We start from the raw sequence: 21631 nt of genomic DNA on the forward strand, positions 1-21631 counted from the left end.
TCATTGAATATGAAAGTGAGGGGTCAGTTGACCAGGGTAGGGGGGCGCCGGTTCGCGGCGAGGTAGGAGGCGATGCCGGCGGCGGAGAGGGGTTCGCTGAAGAAGTATCCCTGCAGGATGTCGCACTGCTGCCCCTTAAGGAACCTGCACTGCGCTTCCGTTTCCACCCCTTCTGCTACCACCTCCTTCCCCAGGTTGTGAGCCAGGGTGATGGTGGCGGCGGCAATTTCGGCGTCTTCGGAGTCGGTGTCGATGCCGCGCACGAAGGAGCGGTCGATTTTCAGCCGGTTAACCGGGAAAAGCTTCAGGTAGCTCAGCGAAGAATAGCCGGTCCCGAAGTCGTCGATGGCGAGTTTCACCCCCATCTCCCTCAGCGTGCGCAGATGCAGGATGGCGGAATTCGGGTCGTCCATGGCCGAGCTTTCGGTGATCTCCAATTCCAAAAGGTGCGCGGCGACCCCGGTCGCGGCGAGGATGTCGGCGAGCAGGCTGGGGAGGTTACTCTGCTTGAACTGCCGCGCCGAGAGGTTCACCGCCATCCTCAGCGGGCCAAGTCCCTGTGAGATCCAGAGCGCAAGCTGCTCGCAGGCGCTTTTGAGGGCGAACTCGCCGATGGAGAGGATGAGCCCGGTATCCTCCGCCACCGGAATGAAAACGTCCGGCGCCACCGCCCCGCGCACCGGATGCCTCCAGCGCAAGAGCGCCTCTACCCCCACAACATCGCCACTCTTCAGATCGATCTGCGGCTGGTAATGCAGCATCAACTCGTCCCGCTCCAGGGCCGTCCTCAGATCGCTCTCCAGCACCAGCCTCGCCTGCACCGTCAGGTTCATCTCCTGGGTAAAAAACTGGTAGCTGTTGCGCCCCGCCGACTTGGCGTGGTACATGGCCAGGTCCGCGTGTTTCATCAACTCCTGGACCGTCTCCCCGTCCGTAGGATAAACGCTGATGCCGATGCTCGGGGTGATGTTCAGCTCGTGGGACTCGACCGTGTATCCCTGCGACAGCGTCTGCTGGATCTTGCGCACCGCATGTGCGGCCGAGATGTTGGAATTGATCAGCGGAAGCACCACCACGAACTCGTCGCCGCCAAGCCTCGCCACGATGTCGGCGCTGCGGATGGTGTCCTGGAGGCGTCCCGCCACCTGGAACAGCAGCCGGTCGCCGATGTGGTGGCCCAGCGAATCGTTGATGTTCTTGAAACGGTCCAGGTCGATGAAGATGACGGCCAGCCGGCTTGAGAACCTTTTGGCGAGCTCCAGCGCCTGGCCCAGCCGGGCCATGAGGCTGAAGCGGTTAGGAAGCTTCGTCACCATGTCGTAATGCGCCAGGTATTCGACGCGCTGCTCGTGCAGCTCCTGTTCGTTCATCCGCTGGGTCGTTTCCTCCAGCAAGGCCCGCTCCACATCCAGGCGCCGTTCCTCGCGCGCCATGTTCCCCAAGGCAAAGGAAATATCCGCGCCCATTTGGCGCAAAAGCTCGATCTGGGGCTGATCGAAGTAGTCCTTCTTGTCTGCATACAAGGTGAGCGCGCCGATGACATGCCCTTCCTGCTTGAGCGCGATGCTTGCCGAGGCGCGGAAGCCGTAGGCCGCGCCGCGCTTATGCCAGGGACGCGTGACGGCGTCGCCCAGGAAGTCGTTGCAGATGTATTGGGTCCCTTCCCGTATCGCCTGGCCGGTAGGGCCGTTACCCGATGCCCCCACATCGAGGGATACGGTCAGGTCCTCCAGGTAGTCCGTGGTTCCACAGGCGGCGGCTACTGCAATTACTCCGGAAGGTTGATCCAGGATGCCGACCCACGCGAGCTTGAAACAGCCTTGGTCGACGGCGATGCTGCAGAAATCATGGAATAGGGAGCCCCGATCTTTGGTATGCGCCACCGCCTTGCTCGTTTCCGAAAGAACCGAGTGGAGCCGGTTCAGGCGCTTTACGCACTCTTCCGCGCTTTCCCGCTCGGAGATCTCCTGGCGCAGTTCGCAGATGGTGTCGTTGAGCGCGGCGGTCCGCTCGGCGACGCGTGTTTCCAACTCCTCGTTCAGCTTCCTCAGGTCCTCCTGCGCCGCCTCGTTTTCCTGGTTCTTCTCCGAAGCGAGCTCGTAGGTCGCGAGCAGCAGGTCGATGACGTGGCCCTTCGAGGCCTTGATCTCATAGTTGCTGCCGTAATAGTTGCAGACCACCTCGCCGTTGTCGCGGACCTGGCAGCACCCCTCTCCGCCGTGCAAGAGCGCGCAGACGCGGGACAGTAGCAATTCGGTCTTGTAGGGCTTGGTGATGAAGTAGTTGGCGCCAGCCTCCAGGCTGTGCAGCACATGGGTAGGGTCGTTCAGGTAGGTCAGCAGGATGACCGGCAGCGAGTTCATCTGGTCCAGCCCGCGTATGCGCCGGCAGAGCTCGAAACCGTCCATCTCGGGCATGAGGATGTCGCTTATCACCAGGTCTGGGGAGAGCTCGGCTATTTGCTCCAGGGCCTCTTCCGCGCTTTGCGAGACTAGCACGCCGTACCCTTGCGCCGCCAGTACCTGTGTCAGGAACTTGGTCTGGGCGGGGCTGTCGTCGACTATGAGTATTCTGCGGACGCGTACGGATAGATCTTGGCCTTGTGCCGCTGGCAGGTCCGGGTTAACGGGCATGATCTTCGGCCTCCATTAGAGCAGTTCCTGGCACGGCAACTGCCAGATGTCTGTTAGGCGGACGAGATACGGGACGTCTCTACTCATGGGACGGATCGTTAGAAAAGTTTATTATAAAGGATTTTTTACAGGTGTCGCGTTCTGTACTTCCTCTTCATACCTCCAGCTTGTAGCCGAACCCCCGGACCGTTTTTATCAGGTCCCCCGCTTCCCCCAGTTTGGTGCGCAGACGGGTTATGTGGGTGTCGACGGTCCGGCTGTCGTCCACCAAGTTGTACCCCCATACGTCCCGCAGCAGGACGTCCCTGCTCTAGACCCTGCCAAGTCTCTGCGCCAGGGTTTGCAGGAGCTTGAATTCCGTGCCGGTGAAGTTGATCTCTTCGCCGTTGACCAAGACGCAGTGCAGCTCTACGTCTATGCCGATGGGGCCAACCTGCATCGCAGTCGCGTGGACCTACGCAGGAGGGTGATATTCACAGATTCTTCTGGCCGTTGTAACCAGACTGCAACATTACGGGCCTATAGTCGCTTCAAAACCGAAAAGGAGGAAGAAATGATTCAGCAGATAAAAAAAGCATTCCTGGCGCTGGCCCTCGTGGCGACTGTGGGCGCCGCCGCAGGTCAGGCATCCGCGGAAACCCTCATTAACGGCGCAGGCGCCACCTTCCCGTATCCCCTTTACTCCAAGTGGTTCAGCGAGTACGCCAAAGTGGACAAGAGCGTTAAGTTCAACTACCAATCCATCGGCAGCGGCGGCGGCATCAAGCAGATCACCGCTCAGACCGTCGATTTCGGCGCCAGCGATAAATTCCTCTCCGATCAGGAACTGAGCGCGGCCCCGGGCAAGCTCCTTCACATCCCGACCGTCATGGGTGCCGTCGTAGTCACCTACAACGTTCCGGGGGTACCCTCCGGCATCAAGCTCAACTCCGAAGACGTAGCCAACATCTACCTCGGTAAGATCACCATGTGGAACGACAAGAGGATCGCCGACGACAACAAGGGGATCAACCTCCCGGCCAAGCCGATCATCGTCGTCCACCGCTCCGACGGCAGCGGCACCACCAGCATCTTTACGGACTACCTGACCGGGGTCAACGCGGAGTGGGCGAAGAAGGTCGGCAAGGGCGCTTCCGTCAAGTGGCCGGTAGGTCTGGGCGGCAAGGGTAACGAAGGCGTTGCGGGACAGATCAAGACCACCCCGTACACCATCGGCTACGTCGAACTCGCCTACGCCTTCGAAAACAAGCTTCCCTTCGCGTCCCTGAAAAACGGCGCCGGCGTCTTCGTGGCACCGTCCATCAAGTCCACCAGCGCCGCGGCGGCAGCAGCGCTGAAGAATATGCCCGCCGACTACCGCATCTCGCTGGTGAACCAGCCCGGCAAGGACGCCTACCCGGTGGTCGGCTTCACCTGGCTCCTCGTTTATGAGAAGCAGAAGGATGCTGTCAAGGGCAAGAAGCTGGTCGAGTTCCTTAACTGGAGCATGACCAAAGGGCAGAAGATGGCGTCCCCCATGCTGTACGCGCCGCTTCCGAACAGCGTGGTGAAGATGGTTCAGAAGACGATCAAGACCATCAAGTAAAACTGCAGACAATAAAGAGATGACCAGATCCGAGTGTACGGCGTAAAGCCGGCACCCGGATTTTTTTTTAAGGGGGCTTGGGAAGCAGGTCCCCCCTCCCCCCTTGCGGGGGAGGGTCGGGGTGGGGGGGAAGGGGCCACATGCGACTTAGTTGGCAGCTTCACCCACCCCCCGACCCCCTCCCGTCGAGGGAGGGGGAGAGTAACGGCCGCTTCACCTTTGACAACAATAGGACATGTCTATATAGTGCGGCCTAATTGACGCGCACCCATCCAGGTGCCTGGCACCTACTCTTTGCTCTCAGCTCATAGCGACCTTCGATTACAAAGGGGACTGGCTCCGCAAGGTGCCTGTCCCCCTTACAATGTCTCCCTTACCCCTGTCCCCCTTACAAAGAGGAAAGCATCATGTCGCGTAATGCAATAACCGCCGAAAATGCAGTTGCCGTTGGTCCATATTCCCATGGCATAGATGCCGGCGACGCCATCTATTTGTCGAGACAGACGCCAATTGATCCAGCGACCGGACAGCTTGTTTCAGGCGGCATCACGGTTCAGGCCGAGCAGTGCTTTGCGAACCTTTTCGCTGTGCTTAAGTCGGCCGGCCTCGATGAGGGCAGCGTGGTGAAGGTCAACGTTTTCCTGGTGGATATGAGTGATTTTGCTGCCATGAATTCCGTCTATGAAAAGCAATTCACTCGGCCGTATCCGGCACGAACGACGATTGGAGTTGCGTCGCTTCCGCTGGGGGCGAGGATAGAGATCGAACTGGTTGCCCGTAGAGAGAACAGGACGAGTTAGCTGCCATGAGAATTGAATGCCCTTCCTGTCAATTCGCTGCCGATGTCGACCCGGCGAAGGTCCCTACCAAAGGGGCGAACACCAAGTGTCCACGTTGCTCGAACGTATTTTTCGTCGGCCCGGCAGAACCGGTCGCTATGCAAGACACCTCCGCATCCATCGTTTGCCCCAAGTGCGGCGTCGAGCAACCAGCAGCCGAGAGCTGCGCCAGTTGCGGAATTTTCTACGAAAAGTACCGAGCTGTGCAAGAGCGGCGGCTGCAGGCCGACAACGGCGATAAATATGAGCCGGCGACGGAGGACGCACCTTTTCCAGACACCGTGACAGGGGGACTGGCTCCGCAGGTGCCTGTCCCCTTGAGTAAGGCCATGTTTCATTTCGGCCACGGTCGGGGGGAACTCTTCAAATGGATAGCGGATGGGCGCCTCGCCCCCGAAGCCCTGCCTCAAGCGTCGCGTATCGCGGGGATGCTCCCTGGGCGGATGGAGTGGCGCCGGTTCCTGGACGGGCTGGCGCTTTGGAGCGGGGCGACGTTCCTCGCCTTAGCGGTGATTTTCTTCTTCGCCTACAACTGGAAGGAACTCGGCAGTTTCACCCGGTTCGGCATAGCGGAGGGGCTGCTTGGCGCTTCGGTGCTTGCCTCCTGGCGTCTCGGGTTGGAGCGGACCGCCGGGAAAGCCGCCCTTCTTGCCGCGACGCTATTGGTGGGTGCGCTTTTGGCACTCGTCGGCCAAACGTACCAGACCGGCGCCGACCCTTGGGAACTCTTCGCCACATGGGCGCTCTTCGTGCTGCCGTGGGTCGCCATATCCCGGTTCCCGGCGCTGTGGCTTGTATGGCTCGCACTGGTTAATCTTGCGCTCAGCCTTTACTACAGCGCCTTTGCGGGATTTTTCGGTTTCGTGTACGGGACGCAAACCCTGCTGTGGACATTGACCGCAGTAAATACGGTTGCGCTTGCGGTATGGGAGTTGGTCGCCAGCCGGGGTACTCAATGGCTGGCTGAGCGCTGGCCCCCCCGCCTGATAGCTACTTTCGTGACTGGATACTTCACCACGCTGGCGGCATGGGGAATCGTCGGCCGCTCCTCCGCCGGATTCGCGGAAGTTATCGGCTACTTCGCCTGGTTGGCCTGCACCTACCAAATTTACCGACACCGGATCCGCGACCTCTACGTACTTGCACTGGGAGTATTGAGCATTGTCTGCGTGTCGGCGGTTTTTCTGGGCCATAACCTAGGCGACCAGGATGCAGGGGCGTTGCTCTTCGTAGGGGTCACCGTGTTGGGGCTTTCCGCGGTCGGCGGGTGGTGGCTACGGGCGGTAGCAGGCGAGGTGGAATCATGAAGATCGCGGCACGCTTTGAGCTGTGGGAAAGGCTGCGGCAGGCCCGGCTGGTAACAGGGGATCTTCTCTCCGCACCATCCTCCACCTGGTATATCAGGGCCATGCTGGGGTTCGCCGGGTGGATCGGCGCCTGGTTCATCTTGGGGTTCGTCGGCACCAGCTTCGCCATGGTGATGCGGAGCGCCGGGGCTGCGAGCTTTGCGGCGATACTTTGCTGCGGCGGTGCCTATGCGATCTTCCGGTTGCCATCGAAAGGAGACTTTGCGGGACAATTCGGTCTGGCGGTGGGACTTGCGGGACAGGCGCTATTCGCCGTTGCCATCTTCAAGGAACTAAGCCCCAGCATATCGCTTGGCTGCTTCATATTTTTTTGCGTCGAGGCGCTCCTTACGGTGCTGATGCCCAACTTCATGCACCGCATTTTCACCACCGTCGCGGCAGTGGCAGCACTCTTCTATGCATCTGTGCAGGCCGGACTGCATGGAGTTGTGCTTTCGATTGTCGCGGCTGCATGCGCGGTCGTCTGGCGCGGGGAGATGCGGCTGGCTGCGCGTGCGGAACTGTGGCAGCCGGTGGGCTATGGTCTCGCCCTCGGGGTGCTCCAGCTCGCGGCCTATTCAGCCGCGGGAGAAGCGATGTTGTCGGGCCTGCATCACGGCGAAGCCGATTGGTTGCAAAGGCATGGGAACGACGTGGGCACGGCACTGGTTGCCGTCATCTTCCTTGCGGTGACCGTGCAGATCCTTAAGGAACTGGACATCGAGGTCTCTGGTAAGGAAGGCATCGCCATCGTCTCTTGCATGGCGCTGATCATGGCGGCCTCTTTCCCGACCCACGGACTAGCTGCCGCGGCTCTTATACTGATTCTCGGATTTGCCGGCGGTAACAGGGTGTTGTTCGGTCTGGGTTTAATGGCAGTGGCATCGTTTCTGTCCCATTACTACTATCAGATGCGCGAGACACTGCTTATCAAATCGATGATTCTTGCAGCGACAGGGACGCTTCTCTTAGTGGCAAGGTGGGGGCTGCTGAGATTGATTCCGGCAAAGGGAGGGCGGCAAGATGCGTAATATCGTCCTCTTTGTTACTGCCGCATGTGTGCTCGTGCTGGTCAATTACAACATTTGGCAAAGGGAAGAGCTTATCCATAGCGGCCGGACGGTGCTGCTTGAGTTGGCGCCCATCGACCCCCGCTCTCTCATGCAGGGGGACTATATGGCTCTGCGCTACAAGATAGCGGACGAAAAGATCCCCCCAGGAGCGAGGGACGGCCGGATGATCCTCGCATTGGACGCGCGCAATGTCGCGACCTTCCGCCGCTTCGCCGGCGATGCCCAGCCGGCTGCCGGTGAAGTCGCTTTCCGTTACCGCATCCGCAACGGGAAGCCCAAGTTAGCCACCAATGCCTTCTTCTTTCAGGAGAAACAGGGGAACTACTATTCGGCAGCGAAATATGGAGAGTTCAGACTGGCGCCGGACGGCGAGGCGATACTGGTCGCTCTGCGCGGGGCCGACCTGCAAACGCTTGGACCGCAGGGGCGAGCAGTCCGTTAAGCCGGGTAGGATGAGCCGTTGGGGTAACCGCCATTAGTCCGGCGCAAGCTGGAAACGTAGATCAGGGAGGCAGGCAGAAGTAATGTCGAAGAAACCGTTTTTTTACTGGGAGGGAGACACGCTCGTGCTCAACGTGCTGGGCACCCCCAATGCCAAGCGCGACGCCATCGGCAAGCCGAAGGGGCACCAACTCTGCATCAGTGTGACCGCAGTTCCCCGTGCCGGGCGGGCCACCGACCACATGGTGCGCTTTCTGGCGGAGGAATTCGAGGTGGCCGTCTCCGACATCCAGGTGGTCTTCGGCCGCATGAACGTCAACAAGCAGCTGCGGATCAAGGCGCCGAAGCGGTTGCCTTCGGTCATCGGGCAGCAGGATCTTGCCCTTTGAACTCAATAAAAAAAGGCGACGTCTGCTGTGACGTCGCCTTCTGCACTTTCAGTAAGTCTTATGATCTACTGCGGTACACGGATGCTGTCGATTGTCTGCTCAACCTGCCTCGTCCAGGTGTCGGGGAGCGGCGTGTAGTGTAGCGTCGAGGTCATCTTCTCCGCCTTTCTCAACTGCCATCTCAGGAACTCCACCAGCTTTTTCCCCTGTACCGCGTCCCGCTGCTCCTGGTACACCAATAGCCAGGTAAGACCCACGACCGGGTAGGACTCCTTGCCCGGTTGGTCCACCAGTGACAAACGGAAATCGGGCTCAGCCGACAGTGCTTTCCCCGTCTGTTTTTTCATCGCCTGCACTGCCGCTGCGCGGGTGGACAACACGTTCGCTTTGACGAACTTGCCGCTTTTGTTCTTGAGGGCCGCGGTGTTGAGGTCGTTTTCCAGGGCGTAGGCTATCTCGACGTACCCGATGCTGTTGGGCGTCTCTCCGATCTTCTTGACCAGCGCGCTGCTTCCCTCGGCTCCTTCCCCGACCGGCCAGGCAACGCTGGTTCCTTTGCCTACGGACGTAGCCCAGGATTTGTCCACTGCGCTCAGGTAGTCGGTGAAGATGCTGGTGGTGCCGCTGCTGTCGGAGCGGTGGACGACGACGATCTCCTGGGCTGGAAGCCTCAGCTTCGGGTTCAGCTTGGCAAGGAGAGGGGCGTTCCACTTGGTGATTTTCCCTTGGTAGATTCCCGCCAGGGCCTGCGGTGTCAGTTTGAGCCCGGCGCCTATGCCGGGGATGTTGTACGCCACCGCTACGGCGCCTATGACAGTAGGGACATGCAGCAGTTTCCCGGGCGCCCCCTTCAGTTCCTGGTCGGTGAGGAATTTGTCAGTGGCGCCGAAGTCGACCTCGCCGCTTATTATCCTCTTTATCCCATGTCCGCTTCCCTTGGCTTCATAGCTGAAAGTTACGGAGGGGTCCTCAGCCTGGTAGTCCCGGAACCATTTGCTGTAGAGGGGGTGGGGGAAGGTAGCGCCTGCTCCCTTGAGGGTTGTGTCGGCGTATGCCGCGCCGGCGCCTACCGATAATGCAACAACCAGTGCCAGGGTCTTCGCGAGATGTCTCAACATGTCATGTCTCCTTTGTTGTTGGAATCCGTGGCCACGATAACAGTGCACTGTGTCATCTTCGTTACGGGCTTGACCTGTTTTTGTGACAAAGAGCGCCGGGAAAACCCGTGACGTTGAGTAACTGTGACGGTGGATGTGACTGTGTGACAGTCGCGGTACGAAAAAGACAGGGGCCGAACGAGCGGCCCCTGTCTTTTTTAGGCGGGAAGAGCTGAAAATGAAAACTCAGGCAATGGTGTGACGGATGTCCTTACCCTTGACCATGAAGATGACCATCTCGGCGATGTTGGTGGCGTGATCGGCGATGCGCTCCAGGCACTTGGAAACATGGATGATCTTCATCGCGCGGCTGATGGTCGTGGGATCCCCCATCATGAACGTAAGAAGCTCCCGCTGGATCTGCTCGTTCAGTTCGTCGACGCACTGGTCGTCCTCGCACACCTTGATCGCCAAGTTATCATCGCCGCGGACGAAGGCGTCCAGCGCCTTGGTGACCATGATGGACGCGGCCTGCGCCATGCGCGGCAGGTCGATGTAAGGCTTGAGCGACGGCTCCTGGTTCAGTTCCCGCGCCCGCTTGCAGATGTTGGCGCACTGGTCTCCGATCCGCTCCAGGTCGGTGACGATCTTCAGCGCCAGGGTGATGAAGCGCAGGTCGCGCGCCGCCGGCTGCCTGCGTGCCAGGACCTCCAGGCACTTCTCGTCGATCACCATCTCCAGCGTGTTGATCTCGTGGTCGAAGGCGATGGTCCGGTCGGCAAGCTCCGTGTCCCTCTCCACCAGGGACTTCATCGCGTTGTCGATCATCACCTCTACCTTGCCCCCCATCTCAAGAAGCCTTTCCCGTATCTCGTTCAGCTCAGTGTCGTACTGCTTGCTGAAGTGCTCTCTCTCCATATTTCTATCTCTCCGTTATTCAAAAAATTGTCTGCAATCTTGCCGCGGTCTTGAAAACAGTCTCCCTCACCCCGACCCTCTCCCAGAGGGAGAGGGGGCAGGGAGTTGTCTGCAACCTTGCCCGGCGGCGATAAATGTCTCCCTCACCCCAGCGCTCTCCCAGATGGAGAGGGGGGGCAGGTCCTGCCTACCGCTACCCGAAACGGCCGGTGATGTAGTCCTCGGTACGCTTCACTTCGGGGGTGGTGAATATCTTCTTGGTCTCGCCGCACTCGACCAGGTCCCCCATGTACAAAAACGCGGTGTAGTCCGATACGCGCGCTGCCTGCTGCATGTTGTGGGTGACGATGATGATGGTGTAGCGCTCTTTCAGTTCCTCGATCAGCTCCTCGATCTTCAGCGTCGAGATAGGGTCGAGGGCGGAGGCTGGCTCGTCCATCAGGATCACCTCGGGCTTCACCGCGACGGTGCGGGCGATGCATAGGCGCTGCTGCTGGCCGCCGGAGAGCATCATGGCGTTACTCTTCAGCCGGTCCTTCACCTCGTCCCACAGTGCCACCCTTTTCAGGCAGCTTTCCACGATCTCGTCGGCCTCTTCGCGCGGCAGTCGGCCGTTCAGCTTGTAGCCGGCGATGACGTTGTCGTAGATGGACATGGCCGGGAACGGGTTCGGCTTCTGGAACACCATCCCCACGCGACGCCTGATTGCGACCGGGTCGACGCCCCTGTCGTAGATGTCGCCGTCATCCACGAGGATCTTGCCGGTGACCCGCGCCGAGGGGACCAGGTCGTGCATCCTGTTCATGGAGCGAAGGAGCGTCGACTTGCCGCAGCCGGACGGTCCGATGATGGCGGTGACGCTGTTCTCGGGGAAGGTCATGCTGATGTCTTTCACCGCGTGATTCTTGCCGAAATGTATGTTGACCTGTTCCAGTTGTACCTTGTTGTTCATCGTTCCCTCTTTTTCTAAAAACACTCTTATCAGTGATCCTGTTTATCTAGCGTGCCTGCTCCTGCCGAAATAGCGGGCGGTGAGGCTCAATGCGAACATGACGGTGACGAGAACCAGGGCGCCGGCCCAGGCGAGTTTATGCCAGTCCTCGTAGGGCGCGATGGCGAAGCTGAAGATCTGCAGGGGGAGCGCGGCCATCGGCTGCATGACGTTCTTGCTCCAGAACTGGTTCCCCAGCGCGGTGAAGAGAAGCGGCGCGGTCTCGCCGGCTATCCGTGCCACCGCCAGCAGTATCCCGGTCAGCACGCCTGACATGGCGCTTCTTAAGGTCACCTTGAGGCTCGTGCGCCAGAAGGGGACCCCCAGCGCGAGCGAAGCTTCCCGCAAGGACCCCGGAACCATCTTCAGTTGCTCCTCGGTAGTGCGCAGCACGATGGGGATCATGATCATCGCCAGAGCCACCGAGCCTGCGAGGCCGGAGAAGCCTTTCATCGGCACTACCAGGAGCGTGTAGGCGACCATCCCGGTGATGATGGATGGGGTGCCGGAGAGGACGTCGGCCGCGAACCTGATCCCCGTGGAGACCTTGGAGCCTCCGAACTCTGAGAGGTATATCGCCCCCAGGATGCCGATGGGAAGGCCGATCAGGGAGGCGCCCGCGATCATGATAGCCGAGCCGAACATGCCGTTGGCCATGCCGCCCCCCGCCTCGCCGGTCGGTGCCGGGATGTGGGTGAAGAAATCGAGCGAGAGCGAGCTGACCCCCATCTTCACGATGTGGAAGAAGATGAGCCCGAGCGGGATGAGCACTGCCAGCGTGCAGGCGAGCATCACGAAACTCATCAGGTGGTTCTTCGTTTTGCGGAAGGTCATGCCGTGCATCATGCCGCACCTCCCTTGGCGCTTCTAGAGACGCTCCAGATCAAGAGCCTGGCCAGGGCGTTCACGATCAAGGTGACCAGCATGAGGATCAGGCCGATCTCCATCAGCGCCGAGGCATGCAGCTTGGAGGTGGTCTCGGCGAATTCGTTGGCGATGACGCTCGGCATGGTGTAGGCCGGGGAGAGAAGCGACAGCGAGATGTTGGGCGCGTTGCCGATCACCATGGTGACCGCCATGGTCTCGCCGATGGCTCGGCCGAGGCCGAGGATCGAAGCGCCCAGGATGCCTGATTTGCCGTAGGGGAGGATGGCGATCTTGATGGTCTCCCAGCGGGTAGCGCCGAGCGCTATCGCCGCTTCCTTCTGGCTCTGCGGCACCGCCAGCAGCACCTCGCGGGTGATGGAGGTGATGATCGGCACCACCATGATCATCAGGATGAAGATGGCGGCCAGCATGCTGACGCCGTAGGGGGCGCCCTGGAAGAGAGGGATGAAGCCGAAGTGCTCGATGAGGAAGGGCTGGACCGTGGACTGGAGCCAAGGCGCCATCACCAGCACACCCCAGAGGCCGTAGATGACCGAGGGTATCGCCGCCAACAGTTCCACCAGGGGGGCAACCAGGGCACCGACGCGCGCCGGTGCTACTTCGGTGATGAAGAGGGCCGCGCCGATGCTCAAGGGGGTGGCGAGGGCGAGCGCCAAGACCGAGGAGACCACCGACCCGTAGAGGTAGGGGAGGGCGCCGAAGATTCCCTGGACCGCGTCCCACTCCGTCGATTTCACGAACTTCCAGCCGAAGGCCTTGATGGCCGGCATGCTCTCGCCGGTCATTTCGTAAAGCATGAGCGCCAGGATGAGGATGATGCTGAAGGCGAAACAGGTGGTCAGGTAACGGAAGACGGCATCTCCGTTCAGCTTCTTGGCCTGTGCCGGTTCGTGTTTTTTCCTTGCCGATTGCACGGTTGTCTCCGTTGCGTCTGTGTAACAAGAACTTGGTAATTCGGTTTCCAAACTTAGCCTCCGGGAGCGGCCGACGCGCTCCACTAAAGGGGAACTCGTCGGCTACGGATCAGGCGGAGGAGGTTGCCGCCGTCTCCGCGTTGCTCGTTCATTGCATGCGCCCTAACATGCGCCACGAATGTTACAGGCCCGTTACAGTTTGGCTAAATCTTCCTGAACCCGTGGCACCTGCTGGAAAGGTCGGGAGAACGCCTTTACAGGTGGCTGCTGCTTAGCACCGGGAGCGCGTCTGCTTCAACTCTTATAGGCTTGGCTTTCATCGGTTTGAGCATCGGACATTCCCTCCCTTATGAGTGACTGCAGCATAGAGGGTAAATCTTGTGGTTGTGTTACAGCGGCGTAAATGTTTGCGCTCTGATCGCGGCGTGGTCTGAGGTGGTTCGGGAAATTCGGCACTGACATAGACCGCACGATTGTTTGCACGAATTCACCTGATCGCCACACGCCTGCAACATCCGGAGACTAATCTCGCCACAAAAAAGAGAGAGACAGAGGAGAAAAAATTATGGAGTTAATGCCGGTTGGAGATCGTTACCTTTGGTACTGCGATTGGTGTGACACGAAGAACGTGACGCCTTGGGTGAAAATGGAAGAGAAGGAAGTTTCCTGCGCCGCATGCCACAAAACCTTCCCTTCCTACGACCAGACAGCCCCGCGTGCTTTAGGGGCGGAGCGTGGTGCCGCTGCGGCTTTTCGGTAATCAAAAGGAGCGATGATGAAGTGGTACTACGGCCTTCCTTTGGAAAAGGGGAACCTCCGCCTTGTGGTCAAACTACTACTGTCTTACTGTAGAATTTTTTACGTAATGCAAAAAACTGTTGACATGCGCGCTGTAGTTTAGTAGCCTACCGACACTGTAGACAGCAGACGAAGTGCTGTCGCATCTTTGCTCAGCAGGACAGTGGATATCCCGAATGACAAAGGTGCTTTTTTTTATCTCAATAGTCTATCAAGTCGGTGGATTAAACATTAAAAGGGGGAGCATCATGAAACAGCAGATTCGCACCGCATTACTCACACTGTTGGTGGCGGCCTTGCCGCTGACAGCCTTCGCCGCCCAGGAATTCCTCAACGTCTCCTACGACCCGACCCGGGAGCTGTACCAGGACTTCAACAAGGCCTTTGCCAAGAAGTCCGGGCAAAAAGCGACCTTCAAGCAGTCCCACGGCGGCTCCGGGAAGCAGGCGAGGGCAGTCATCGACGGGCTGGAAGCGGACGTCGTCACCCTGGCTTTGGCCTACGACATCGACGAGATCAGCGACAAGGCGAAGCTGATCCCGGCCAACTGGCAGAAAAGACTCCCCAACAACAGCTCTCCCTACACTTCGACCATCGTCTTCCTGGTGCGCAAGGGAAACCCCAAAAAGATCAAGGACTGGAACGACCTGGTTAAGCCGGGTGTCTCCGTGATCACCCCCAACCCGAAGACCTCCGGCGGTGCGCGCTGGAACTACCTCGCCGCCTGGGGCTACGCGCTGAAAGGTGGCAATGAAACCAAGGCAAAGGCGTTTGTCGCCGAGCTCTTCAAGCATGTACCGGTGCTCGATTCCGGCGCACGCGGTTCCACCACGACCTTCGTGCAGCGCGGCCAGGGGGATGTGCTCCTCGCCTGGGAAAACGAGGCATTCCTCGCGGTCAACGAGCTGGGCAAAGACAAATTCGAGATCGTCGTTCCTTCGCTCAGCATCCTCGCCGAGCCGCCAGTGACCGTGGTCGACAAGGTGGTCGACAGGAAAGGGACCCGCAAACTCGCCGAGGAGTATCTGAAATACCTCTACTCCCCGGAAGGTCAGGAAATCGCCGCGAGACATTACTACCGTCCGCGCGACAAGAAGGTCGCCGCCAAGTACGCCAAGGTCTTCCCAAAAGTGAAGCTGGTGACCATTGACGACACCTTCGGAGGCTGGCGCAAGGCCCAGAAGACGCACTTTGCCGACGGCGGCGTTTTCGATCAGATTTACTCCGGCGGAAAGTAGCCCGGAGACAACCCGGTTGATGCAGGTTCCTGGAGGGGGCATGGCGACGACACCCGAACAAGCTGGAAAGTGGAACAGCGATCTCGAGCAAAAGATCCGTCTGGCTCTCGGAGACATCCGTTTCGGGACGGTGACCCTCGTCATACAGGATGGCAAGGTCATCCAACTGGACAAGAACGAAAAGATCAGGATTTAGCCGAGATCAGGATTTAGCCCAGCACTAAATCAACCAGTCTCCAGCTCTCCCCCTCCCTTGACGGGCCTGCGCGCCGTAGCGCTTCGGTCCGCGAAGGCGGGAGGGGGCAGAGGGGTGGGTGAACTTGCCAGCAGCACAAAGGTGGCGTCTACCCCCACCCCCTAACCCCCTCCCGCAAGGGGAGGGGGGACTTTAAATTCATCGAAAATCGTTACCCGTCGAGCTGACCAGACAAACTGGAGGCCAGGCTGTAACCGTTTACCTACGGTTATGCCTGGCCTCTTTTTTTTCCGGCAGCCGAGACAAAAGGAGAAGCGACCATGTCCGAGCAGCGCTTTTTATTCACCTCCGAATCCGTCACCGAGGGGCATCCCGACAAGCTGGCGGACCAGATTTCCGATGCCGTTCTCGATGCCCTGCTGGCGCAGGATCCCGACTCCCGCGTGGCTTGCGAGACCAGCGTGACTACCGGACTCGTGCTCCTCTTCGGCGAGGTCTCCAGCCAGGCGCGCGTCAACTTCGCCCGCATCGCCCGCGACACCATCGCCCAGGTCGGCTACACCGACACGAAATTCGGGATAGACGCGGAGCACGCCGCGGTGCTGGTCTCTCTCGACCAGCAGTCCGCCGACATCGCCCAAGGGGTCGACGTGGCGCTGGAGCAGCGCAAGGGTAGCGATCACGACGGCTACCTCGACTCGGTAGGTGCCGGGGACCAGGGGATGGTCTTCGGCTTCGCCACCGACGAGACGCCGGAGTACCTTCCCACCAGCATCGCCCTGGCGCACAAGCTCGCGCGCCGGCTCACCGAGGCCCGCAAGTCCGGCGAAATCCCTTATCTCCGTCCGGACGGAAAGACACAGGTGACGGTCGAGTATCGGGGGGACACCCCGGTACGGGTCGACACGGTGGTCATCTCCGCCCAGCACGACCCCGAGGTAGAGATCGAGCAGATCCGCGAGGACCTTGTCGCCAAGGTGATCGAAAAGGTCGTGCCCGAAGGACTCCTGGACGACAAGACCCGCATCTTCGTGAACCCTACCGGCCGTTTCGTCATCGGCGGACCGCACGGAGACGCCGGGCTCACCGGCAGGAAGATCATCGTGGACAGCTACGGCGGTTTCTCCCGCCACGGAGGGGGAGCCTTCTCCGGGAAGGACTCCACCAAGGTCGACCGCTCCGGCGCCTATGCCGCCCGCTACGTCGCCAAGAACCTGGTCGCCGCCGGGCTCGCCAAGAAGGTGGAGGTGCAGATCGCCTACGCCATCGGCGTCGCCCGCCCGGTTTCCATCTTCGTCGACAGCTTTGGGACCGGCGTCCTCCGCAACGAGGAACTCGCGGGGCTCATCTCCAGCCATTTCGACCTGAGGCCGGCGGCGATCATAGAAGAGCTGGGGCTCAAGCGCCCCATCTACCGCCAGACCGCAGCCTACGGCCATTTCGGGAGGCCCGATCTCGATCTTCCGTGGGAGCGGACCGACAAGGCGCAAGCCTTGCGCGATGCGGCTCGCGGCGCGGCAACCAACTGATAGAGGTTCCAGAAGGAGGGACATCATGGCAACAGCGATACCCGGAGACCTGATCGAGCTACTGAACGATCCCGCCGCGACCAAGGTGCTGGCCACCGTGGACGAGGACGGCGTTCCGCATCTGGCCGTCAAGCAGTCGCTTTACGTCGACGTCGCGGGGCGGTTGGTCTACACCGAACTTTTGGAGTCCTCGCGCAGCAACCGGAACCTGGTGCGGAGCATCTGGTTCGGCAAGAGCGTTTCGGTCATCGTGAGCGGAGCGGGTGGGCGGAGTTTCCAGGTGAAGGGGAAACCGGTGAAGACCCACATCTCGGGGCCGCTCTTCAGGAAGCACTACCTGGAGATCCGCTCGCTCCTCGGTGACGTGGACGTCGCGGCCGTCTGGATCATCGAGCCGCAAGAGGTGATCGACGGCAGCTACGCTGCCCGCAGCGCGGAAGAGAGGGCGAAGTTCCCCTTCTTCGACCACCTGGACCGGCTGGTCAAACCCGCAGCCACGGCCGCCTGAACTGCTTTTCCCCTGGTTCCCAAGCTCCAACTTGGGAACCCAAGGCGACGCCAAGCTCCAGCTTGGCATCCGGGGGAAGCTGGAGCTTCGTACCGGCATTGCGTTCCCAAGGTGGACCTTGGGAACGAGATTAAAGGTGCCACCTTTGCGCCGCGGGCAAGTTCACCCACCCCCCTGCCCCCTCCCGTCCAGGGAGGGGGAGAGCTGGAAACGGCTTGATTTTGATAGTGCAGATAGATCGGAGACGAGGACCCCCATGGCTAATCTTAATCTGGCAATAAAAGAAAACCGGCCGCTAAGCCGCGCCGAGGTTACCGAGAAATACCCGGACATCCCGCCGCTGGTCATCCTGAAGGCGGACGTGCAGCGGCGCGGCGTGCACTACAGCGAGGCGGCCCTGGGCGCGCTCGACCTGGAGCTTCACGCCACCACCGGCACCCACATCTTCGGCGCCCGCGACGGCAAAATAGCGGCGCGGCCCGAATCGCTCCTTCTGCGCGACGGCTCCTCCATCATCACCACGCCGACGCCGCTGGAGCTGGACCCGTACCTGGTCGACCTCCACGAGGGAAGACCCTTTCTCTTCGAGGACGGCGAACCGGTCGAGGAGGTGGATTACTGGCCCCGCCCCGACTTCTACGACAAGACCTCCTCTTCGGGGACGCTGATGCAGAACGTGGTCAGCGCGCGCCCGCAGCGGCTCAACATCTTTCCCTACCGCTACTGCACCTTCTGGAACAACGGCAACGGCTGCAGCTTCTGCGACATCGTGACCCAGATGAAGAAGGGGAAGGAGGAACTCGGCATCCCGGCGCGCCTGGATCCGCTGGAGGTGAAGGAGGTGGTGTGGGAGGCGCTGCTGGAGCCGGGACGCTACGCCGCGCTCTTTCTCACCGCAGGCTCCAACGTCGCCGGCAAGCGTGCCTTCGACGAGGAGGTGGACTACTACATCGAGATCCTGCAGCGGGTGGGGGAGCTCTTCAGCGTCCCCAAGATCCCGAGCCAGCTGATCGGGACCGCATTCGACGACGGCCAGCTTGAGCGCCTGTACCGCGAGACCCCGCTCACGAGCTATACCGCCGACATCGAGGTGCTGGGGGAGGAGCTCTTCAACCGGCACTGCCCGGGAAAGGCGGAGTGGATCGGCTACAAGGAGTGGAAACGGCGGCTGGTCCGCGCGGTGGACATCTTCGGCCCCGGCCGCGTGAACACCGGGCTTGTCGCCGGCGTCGAACTGACCAGCCCCGGAGGCTACAAAAATGAGGACGAGGCGCTGGCCCGGACCCTGGAAGAGGCAGAGGACCTGGCCAGCCAGGGGGTGAGCACGGTCTACATCGTCTGGTCGCCGCGCCCCGGAACCGCGATCGGGGACCAGAAAAACGCCTCTCTCGAATATTACGCGCGGCTCGCGGCCGGGCTGCACGGGTTGAGGGGGAAATACCGGCTCCCCATCGGCTTCGACGATTATCGCCGCTGCGGCAACCATCCCGACAGCGACCTGTCGCGGCTGCACAACTTCTAAGGATTCAAAGGAGGATCACCATGAAGAGATCACGCATCACAATCGCCCTCCTCTTGCTTCTTGCCCTTTTCACCGCATCCGTCGCGCGGGCCGAAGTCAAGGAGGTGCGTTTCGCCAAGCAGTACGGCCTGAGCTATCTGCCGCTCATCGTCATGGAGCAGCAGAAGCTGGTGGAAAAACATGCGAAGGCGGCCGGGCTAGGCCAGCTGAAGGCGAGCTACGCAACGCTCGGCTCGGGAGCGGCGATGAACGACGCCCTTCTCTCCGGCTCCATAGATTACGCCTCGGGGGGCGTCGCCCCCATGCTCACCATCTGGGGCAAGAGCCGGGGCGAGGTGAGGGGGGTAGCCGCCCTCGACACCATCCCGATCTACCTGAACTCCGTCAACCCGTCGGTGAAGGGGGTGAAGGATCTCTCCGACAAGGACAAGATCGCGCTTCCCGCGGTGAAGGTCTCGATCCAGGCCGTGCTGCTGCAGATGGCCGCGGCCAAGGCATTCGGAGCGAACGAGTACGACAGGTTGGACCGCCTCACCGTCTCCATGAAGCACCCCGACGCCATGGCCGCCATCCTCTCCGGCAGATCCGAGGTCACCGGGCACCTGGCGAGCCCCCCCTTCATGTTCCAGGAGCTGAAGGACAAGAGGGTGCGCACCGTGGTCAACTCCTACGACGTACTCGGCGGGCCGCATACCTTCGATCTGGTTTGGGCCACCAAGAAGTTCCACGACGAGAACCCGAAGACCTACCGAGCGGTGCTCGCCGCACTGGACGAAGCGGTCGCCTACATCGGAAAGAACAAGCGTGCGGCGGCGGAGCTCTACTTGAAGGCCTCCGGCTCCAAGGAGCCCATCAGCGAGGTCTACGAGATACTCTCCCGCCAGCCGGTGCATTACACGACGACCCCTCTCAAGGTCTCGGCCTTCGCCGATTTCATGAACCGGACCGGGTCGCTGAAAGAAAAGCCCAAGGGGTGGAAGGACCTCTTCTTCCCCGAGATCCACGGCAAGAAAGGGAGCTAGCCATGGCGAGCTCTAAAGGGACATCGGCGGAGGCGCCCCTTCTGGAGGTGCGCGGGGTGACCCTGCAGTACACCACGCGCGAGCAACGGGTGACCGCCACCTGGAGGGTCGATTTCGATGCCTGGGCCGGCGAGCGCCTGGTGCTCCTGGGCCCTTCCGGCTGCGGCAAGTCGACGCTTTTGAAGGCGGTCGGCGGCTACCTGAAGCCGGTCGAGGGGGAGGTGCAGTTCCGCGGCAAGCAGGTGCACGGCCCCGGGCCGGACCGGGGGATGGTGTTCCAGGAGTTCGACCAGCTCCTCCCCTGGAAAACGGTGAAGCAAAACGTAGCCTTCGCCCTGCAGGAGGGAAGGGGAGTCCCCCGCCGCGAGGCGGAGGAGCAGGCACTCCACTTCATCGCCAAGGTGAAGCTTTCCCGCTTCGCCGACGCCTACCCGCATACCCTCTCCGGAGGGATGAAACAGCGGGTCGCCATCGCCCGCTGCCTGGCGACCCGCCCCGAGCTGATCCTGATGGACGAGCCGTTCGCGGCACTCGACGCGCTTACCCGGCAGCAGATGCAGGACGAGCTCCTGGAGTTGTGGCAGGAAAGCCCCTTCGCCATGCTCTTCGTCACCCACTCCATCGACGAGGCGGTACGGCTGGGCCATCGCGTCATCCTCCTCTCGCCCCACCCGGGACGGGTCAAGGAGGTGCTCGCCCTGGACGGGAAGGGGGAGCTTGGGCCGGTGCAAAGCGGGGCCGAGCTGCAGGAGCGGATCCACCGCTCCCTTTTCGAGACTGCCTGCGACTATTCGATCTAGGGGGAGAACATGGAACAGTCAGACACAATAGCTCTCGCGCCCGCAGCTCAGGTCCTGGCGCAGCGTGCCCCCGGCCCAGTCGTGGTCGAGGTCGAAGCGGCGCGACCGCTCTCCCCAGCCGAGAGGCTCTGGAACGTGGCGGCGCTCCGCAAGCTGCTCCTTCTTTCCCTGCTCCTCGCGCTCTGGCAGGTTTACGCCGTCACGCTCGACAAGCCGCTGCTCTTTCCGACCCTGGACGATACGCTCGCCGCGCTTTGGAACGGCATCCTGCACGGGGAGCTCCTGGGGCGGGTGGGGCATTCGCTACGGACGCTGGTGACCGGATACGCCATCGGCGCCACACTCGCCGCGCTTCTCGCGGTGGCGGCCTACAGCACCAGGTTCGGCAACGACCTGATGGAGATACTGACCGCGACCTTCAACCCGCTCCCCCCCATCGCGCTTCTCCCGGTCTCGCTGATCTGGTTCGGGCTGGGGCAGGCGAGCATTGTCTTCGTGCTGGTGCACGCGGTGCTCTGGCCCATGGCGCTGAACGCCCACACGGGGTTCACCGGCATCACCCCCACCATCCGGATGGTCGGGCGCAATTACGGGCTCACCGGCTGGCGCTTCGCCTGGCGCATCCTCTTCCCGGCCGCGTTTCCGCAGCTCCTCACCGGGTTGAAGATCGGCTGGGCCTTCGGCTGGCGCTCGCTCATCGCCGCCGAGCTGGTCTACGGGGTAAGCTCCGGCTCCGGCGGGATCGGGTGGTTTATCTACGAAAACAAGAACCAGCTGGAGACCGCCTCGGTCTTCGCGGGGCTATTGACCATTATCCTGATCGGGCTGGCCGTCGAGAACCTGCTCTTCGCGGGGATCGAGCGACGGACGGTACTACGCTGGGGAATGAAGCACTGAAAGGAGG

At 61.1% G+C, this 21631-nt stretch carries 20 protein-coding genes and 1 pseudogene; 14 read left to right on the plus strand and 7 right to left on the minus strand.

Annotated features, from left to right (window positions below; all coding sequences use genetic code 11):
• Positions 1–23: 23 nt before the first annotated feature.
• Both GBEM_RS08585 and GBEM_RS22020 read right to left on the minus strand, forming a co-directional pair.
• Positions 24–2633, minus strand: coding sequence for an EAL domain-containing protein (locus GBEM_RS08585; RefSeq protein WP_012530141.1), 2610 nt, complete (start codon positions 2631–2633; stop codon positions 24–26).
• Between the two features lie 154 nt (positions 2634–2787).
• A pseudogene (locus GBEM_RS22020) lies at positions 2788–3069 on the minus strand (winged helix-turn-helix domain-containing protein); the annotation flags it as partial.
• A 117-nt stretch (positions 3070–3186) separates the two neighbouring features.
• Here GBEM_RS22020 and pstS (GBEM_RS08595) point away from each other — a divergent pair.
• From pstS (GBEM_RS08595) to GBEM_RS08620, 6 genes are all read left to right on the plus strand, one after another.
• A complete protein-coding gene (gene pstS / locus GBEM_RS08595; RefSeq protein WP_012530142.1) occupies positions 3187–4218 on the plus strand; it encodes a phosphate ABC transporter substrate-binding protein PstS in 1032 nt (343 codons plus the stop codon).
• A 407-nt stretch (positions 4219–4625) separates the two neighbouring features.
• On the plus strand, positions 4626–5018 hold the full coding sequence (locus tag GBEM_RS08600) for a Rid family detoxifying hydrolase (protein ID WP_012530143.1): 393 nt from the start codon (positions 4626–4628) through the stop codon (positions 5016–5018).
• Between the two features lie 5 nt (positions 5019–5023).
• Positions 5024–6364, plus strand: coding sequence for a DUF2157 domain-containing protein (locus tag GBEM_RS08605; protein ID WP_012530144.1), 1341 nt, complete (start codon positions 5024–5026; stop codon positions 6362–6364).
• Complete coding sequence (locus GBEM_RS08610) at positions 6361–7434, plus strand: DUF4401 domain-containing protein (RefSeq protein ID WP_012530145.1); 1074 nt, start codon at positions 6361–6363, stop codon at positions 7432–7434. The genes GBEM_RS08605 and GBEM_RS08610 overlap by 4 nt, the downstream gene beginning before the upstream one ends.
• Positions 7427–7918, plus strand: coding sequence for a GDYXXLXY domain-containing protein (locus GBEM_RS08615; protein ID WP_012530146.1), 492 nt, complete (start codon positions 7427–7429; stop codon positions 7916–7918). The genes GBEM_RS08610 and GBEM_RS08615 overlap by 8 nt, the downstream gene beginning before the upstream one ends.
• Positions 7919–8000: 82 nt before the next feature.
• Positions 8001–8306, plus strand: a complete 306-nt coding sequence (locus tag GBEM_RS08620) for a DUF167 domain-containing protein (protein WP_012530147.1) — start codon at positions 8001–8003, stop codon at positions 8304–8306.
• 65 nt (positions 8307–8371) lie between these two features.
• On the opposite strand, the gene pstS (GBEM_RS08625) is transcribed toward GBEM_RS08620, so the two are convergent.
• From pstS (GBEM_RS08625) to pstC, 5 genes are all read right to left on the minus strand, one after another.
• Positions 8372–9424 (minus strand): phosphate ABC transporter substrate-binding protein PstS, encoded by a 1053-nt coding sequence (pstS, locus tag GBEM_RS08625; RefSeq protein WP_012530148.1) that lies wholly within the window; start codon positions 9422–9424, stop codon positions 8372–8374.
• 225 nt (positions 9425–9649) lie between these two features.
• Positions 9650–10321 (minus strand): phosphate signaling complex protein PhoU, encoded by a 672-nt coding sequence (phoU, locus tag GBEM_RS08630; protein ID WP_012530149.1) that lies wholly within the window; start codon positions 10319–10321, stop codon positions 9650–9652.
• 193 nt (positions 10322–10514) lie between these two features.
• On the minus strand, positions 10515–11273 hold the full coding sequence (gene pstB / locus GBEM_RS21025) for a phosphate ABC transporter ATP-binding protein PstB (RefSeq protein WP_012530150.1): 759 nt from the start codon (positions 11271–11273) through the stop codon (positions 10515–10517).
• A gap of 42 nt (positions 11274–11315) precedes the next feature.
• On the minus strand, positions 11316–12158 hold the full coding sequence (pstA, locus tag GBEM_RS21030; protein ID WP_012530151.1) for a phosphate ABC transporter permease PstA: 843 nt from the start codon (positions 12156–12158) through the stop codon (positions 11316–11318).
• Positions 12155–13165 carry a phosphate ABC transporter permease subunit PstC gene (gene pstC, locus GBEM_RS08645; RefSeq protein WP_012530152.1) on the minus strand — a complete coding sequence of 337 codons (1011 nt, stop codon included), beginning with the start codon at positions 13163–13165 and terminating at the stop codon, positions 12155–12157. The genes pstA and pstC overlap by 4 nt, the downstream gene beginning before the upstream one ends.
• Before the next feature lie 995 nt (positions 13166–14160).
• On the opposite strand from pstC, the gene GBEM_RS08655 reads away from it, so the two are divergent.
• The 8 genes from GBEM_RS08655 (at position 14161) to GBEM_RS08685 (ending at position 21624) form a co-directional block, all read left to right on the plus strand.
• Positions 14161–15150: a sulfate ABC transporter substrate-binding protein gene (locus tag GBEM_RS08655; protein ID WP_012530155.1), complete on the plus strand. Its 990-nt coding sequence runs from the start codon at positions 14161–14163 to the stop codon at positions 15148–15150.
• A 40-nt stretch (positions 15151–15190) separates the two neighbouring features.
• Positions 15191–15346 (plus strand): YezD family protein, encoded by a 156-nt coding sequence (locus GBEM_RS20670; protein ID WP_012530156.1) that lies wholly within the window; start codon positions 15191–15193, stop codon positions 15344–15346.
• Positions 15347–15666: 320 nt separating this feature from the next.
• On the plus strand, positions 15667–16875 hold the full coding sequence (gene metK, locus GBEM_RS08660; protein WP_012530157.1) for a methionine adenosyltransferase: 1209 nt from the start codon (positions 15667–15669) through the stop codon (positions 16873–16875).
• Positions 16876–16900: 25 nt separating this feature from the next.
• Positions 16901–17383: a hypothetical protein gene (locus GBEM_RS08665; protein WP_012530158.1), complete on the plus strand. Its 483-nt coding sequence runs from the start codon at positions 16901–16903 to the stop codon at positions 17381–17383.
• 256 nt (positions 17384–17639) lie between these two features.
• The gene (locus tag GBEM_RS08670) at positions 17640–18905 is read left to right on the plus strand and encodes a radical SAM protein (protein ID WP_012530159.1); all 1266 of its coding nucleotides are present in this window, start codon (positions 17640–17642) and stop codon (positions 18903–18905) included.
• A gap of 20 nt (positions 18906–18925) precedes the next feature.
• Positions 18926–19927 carry an ABC transporter substrate-binding protein gene (locus GBEM_RS08675; protein WP_012530160.1) on the plus strand — a complete coding sequence of 334 codons (1002 nt, stop codon included), beginning with the start codon at positions 18926–18928 and terminating at the stop codon, positions 19925–19927.
• Positions 19928–19929: 2 nt separating this feature from the next.
• Entirely contained in the window at positions 19930–20727 is a 798-nt protein-coding gene (locus GBEM_RS08680) for an ABC transporter ATP-binding protein (protein WP_012530161.1), read from the plus strand.
• A 9-nt stretch (positions 20728–20736) separates the two neighbouring features.
• The gene (locus GBEM_RS08685; RefSeq protein ID WP_012530162.1) at positions 20737–21624 is read left to right on the plus strand and encodes an ABC transporter permease; all 888 of its coding nucleotides are present in this window, start codon (positions 20737–20739) and stop codon (positions 21622–21624) included.
• Positions 21625–21631: the final 7 nt, after the last annotated feature.

Origin of the sequence: Citrifermentans bemidjiense Bem, assembly GCF_000020725.1 — a bacterium.
In the GTDB taxonomy this organism is placed as follows: Bacteria; Desulfobacterota; Desulfuromonadia; order Geobacterales; family Geobacteraceae; genus Geomonas; species Geomonas bemidjiensis.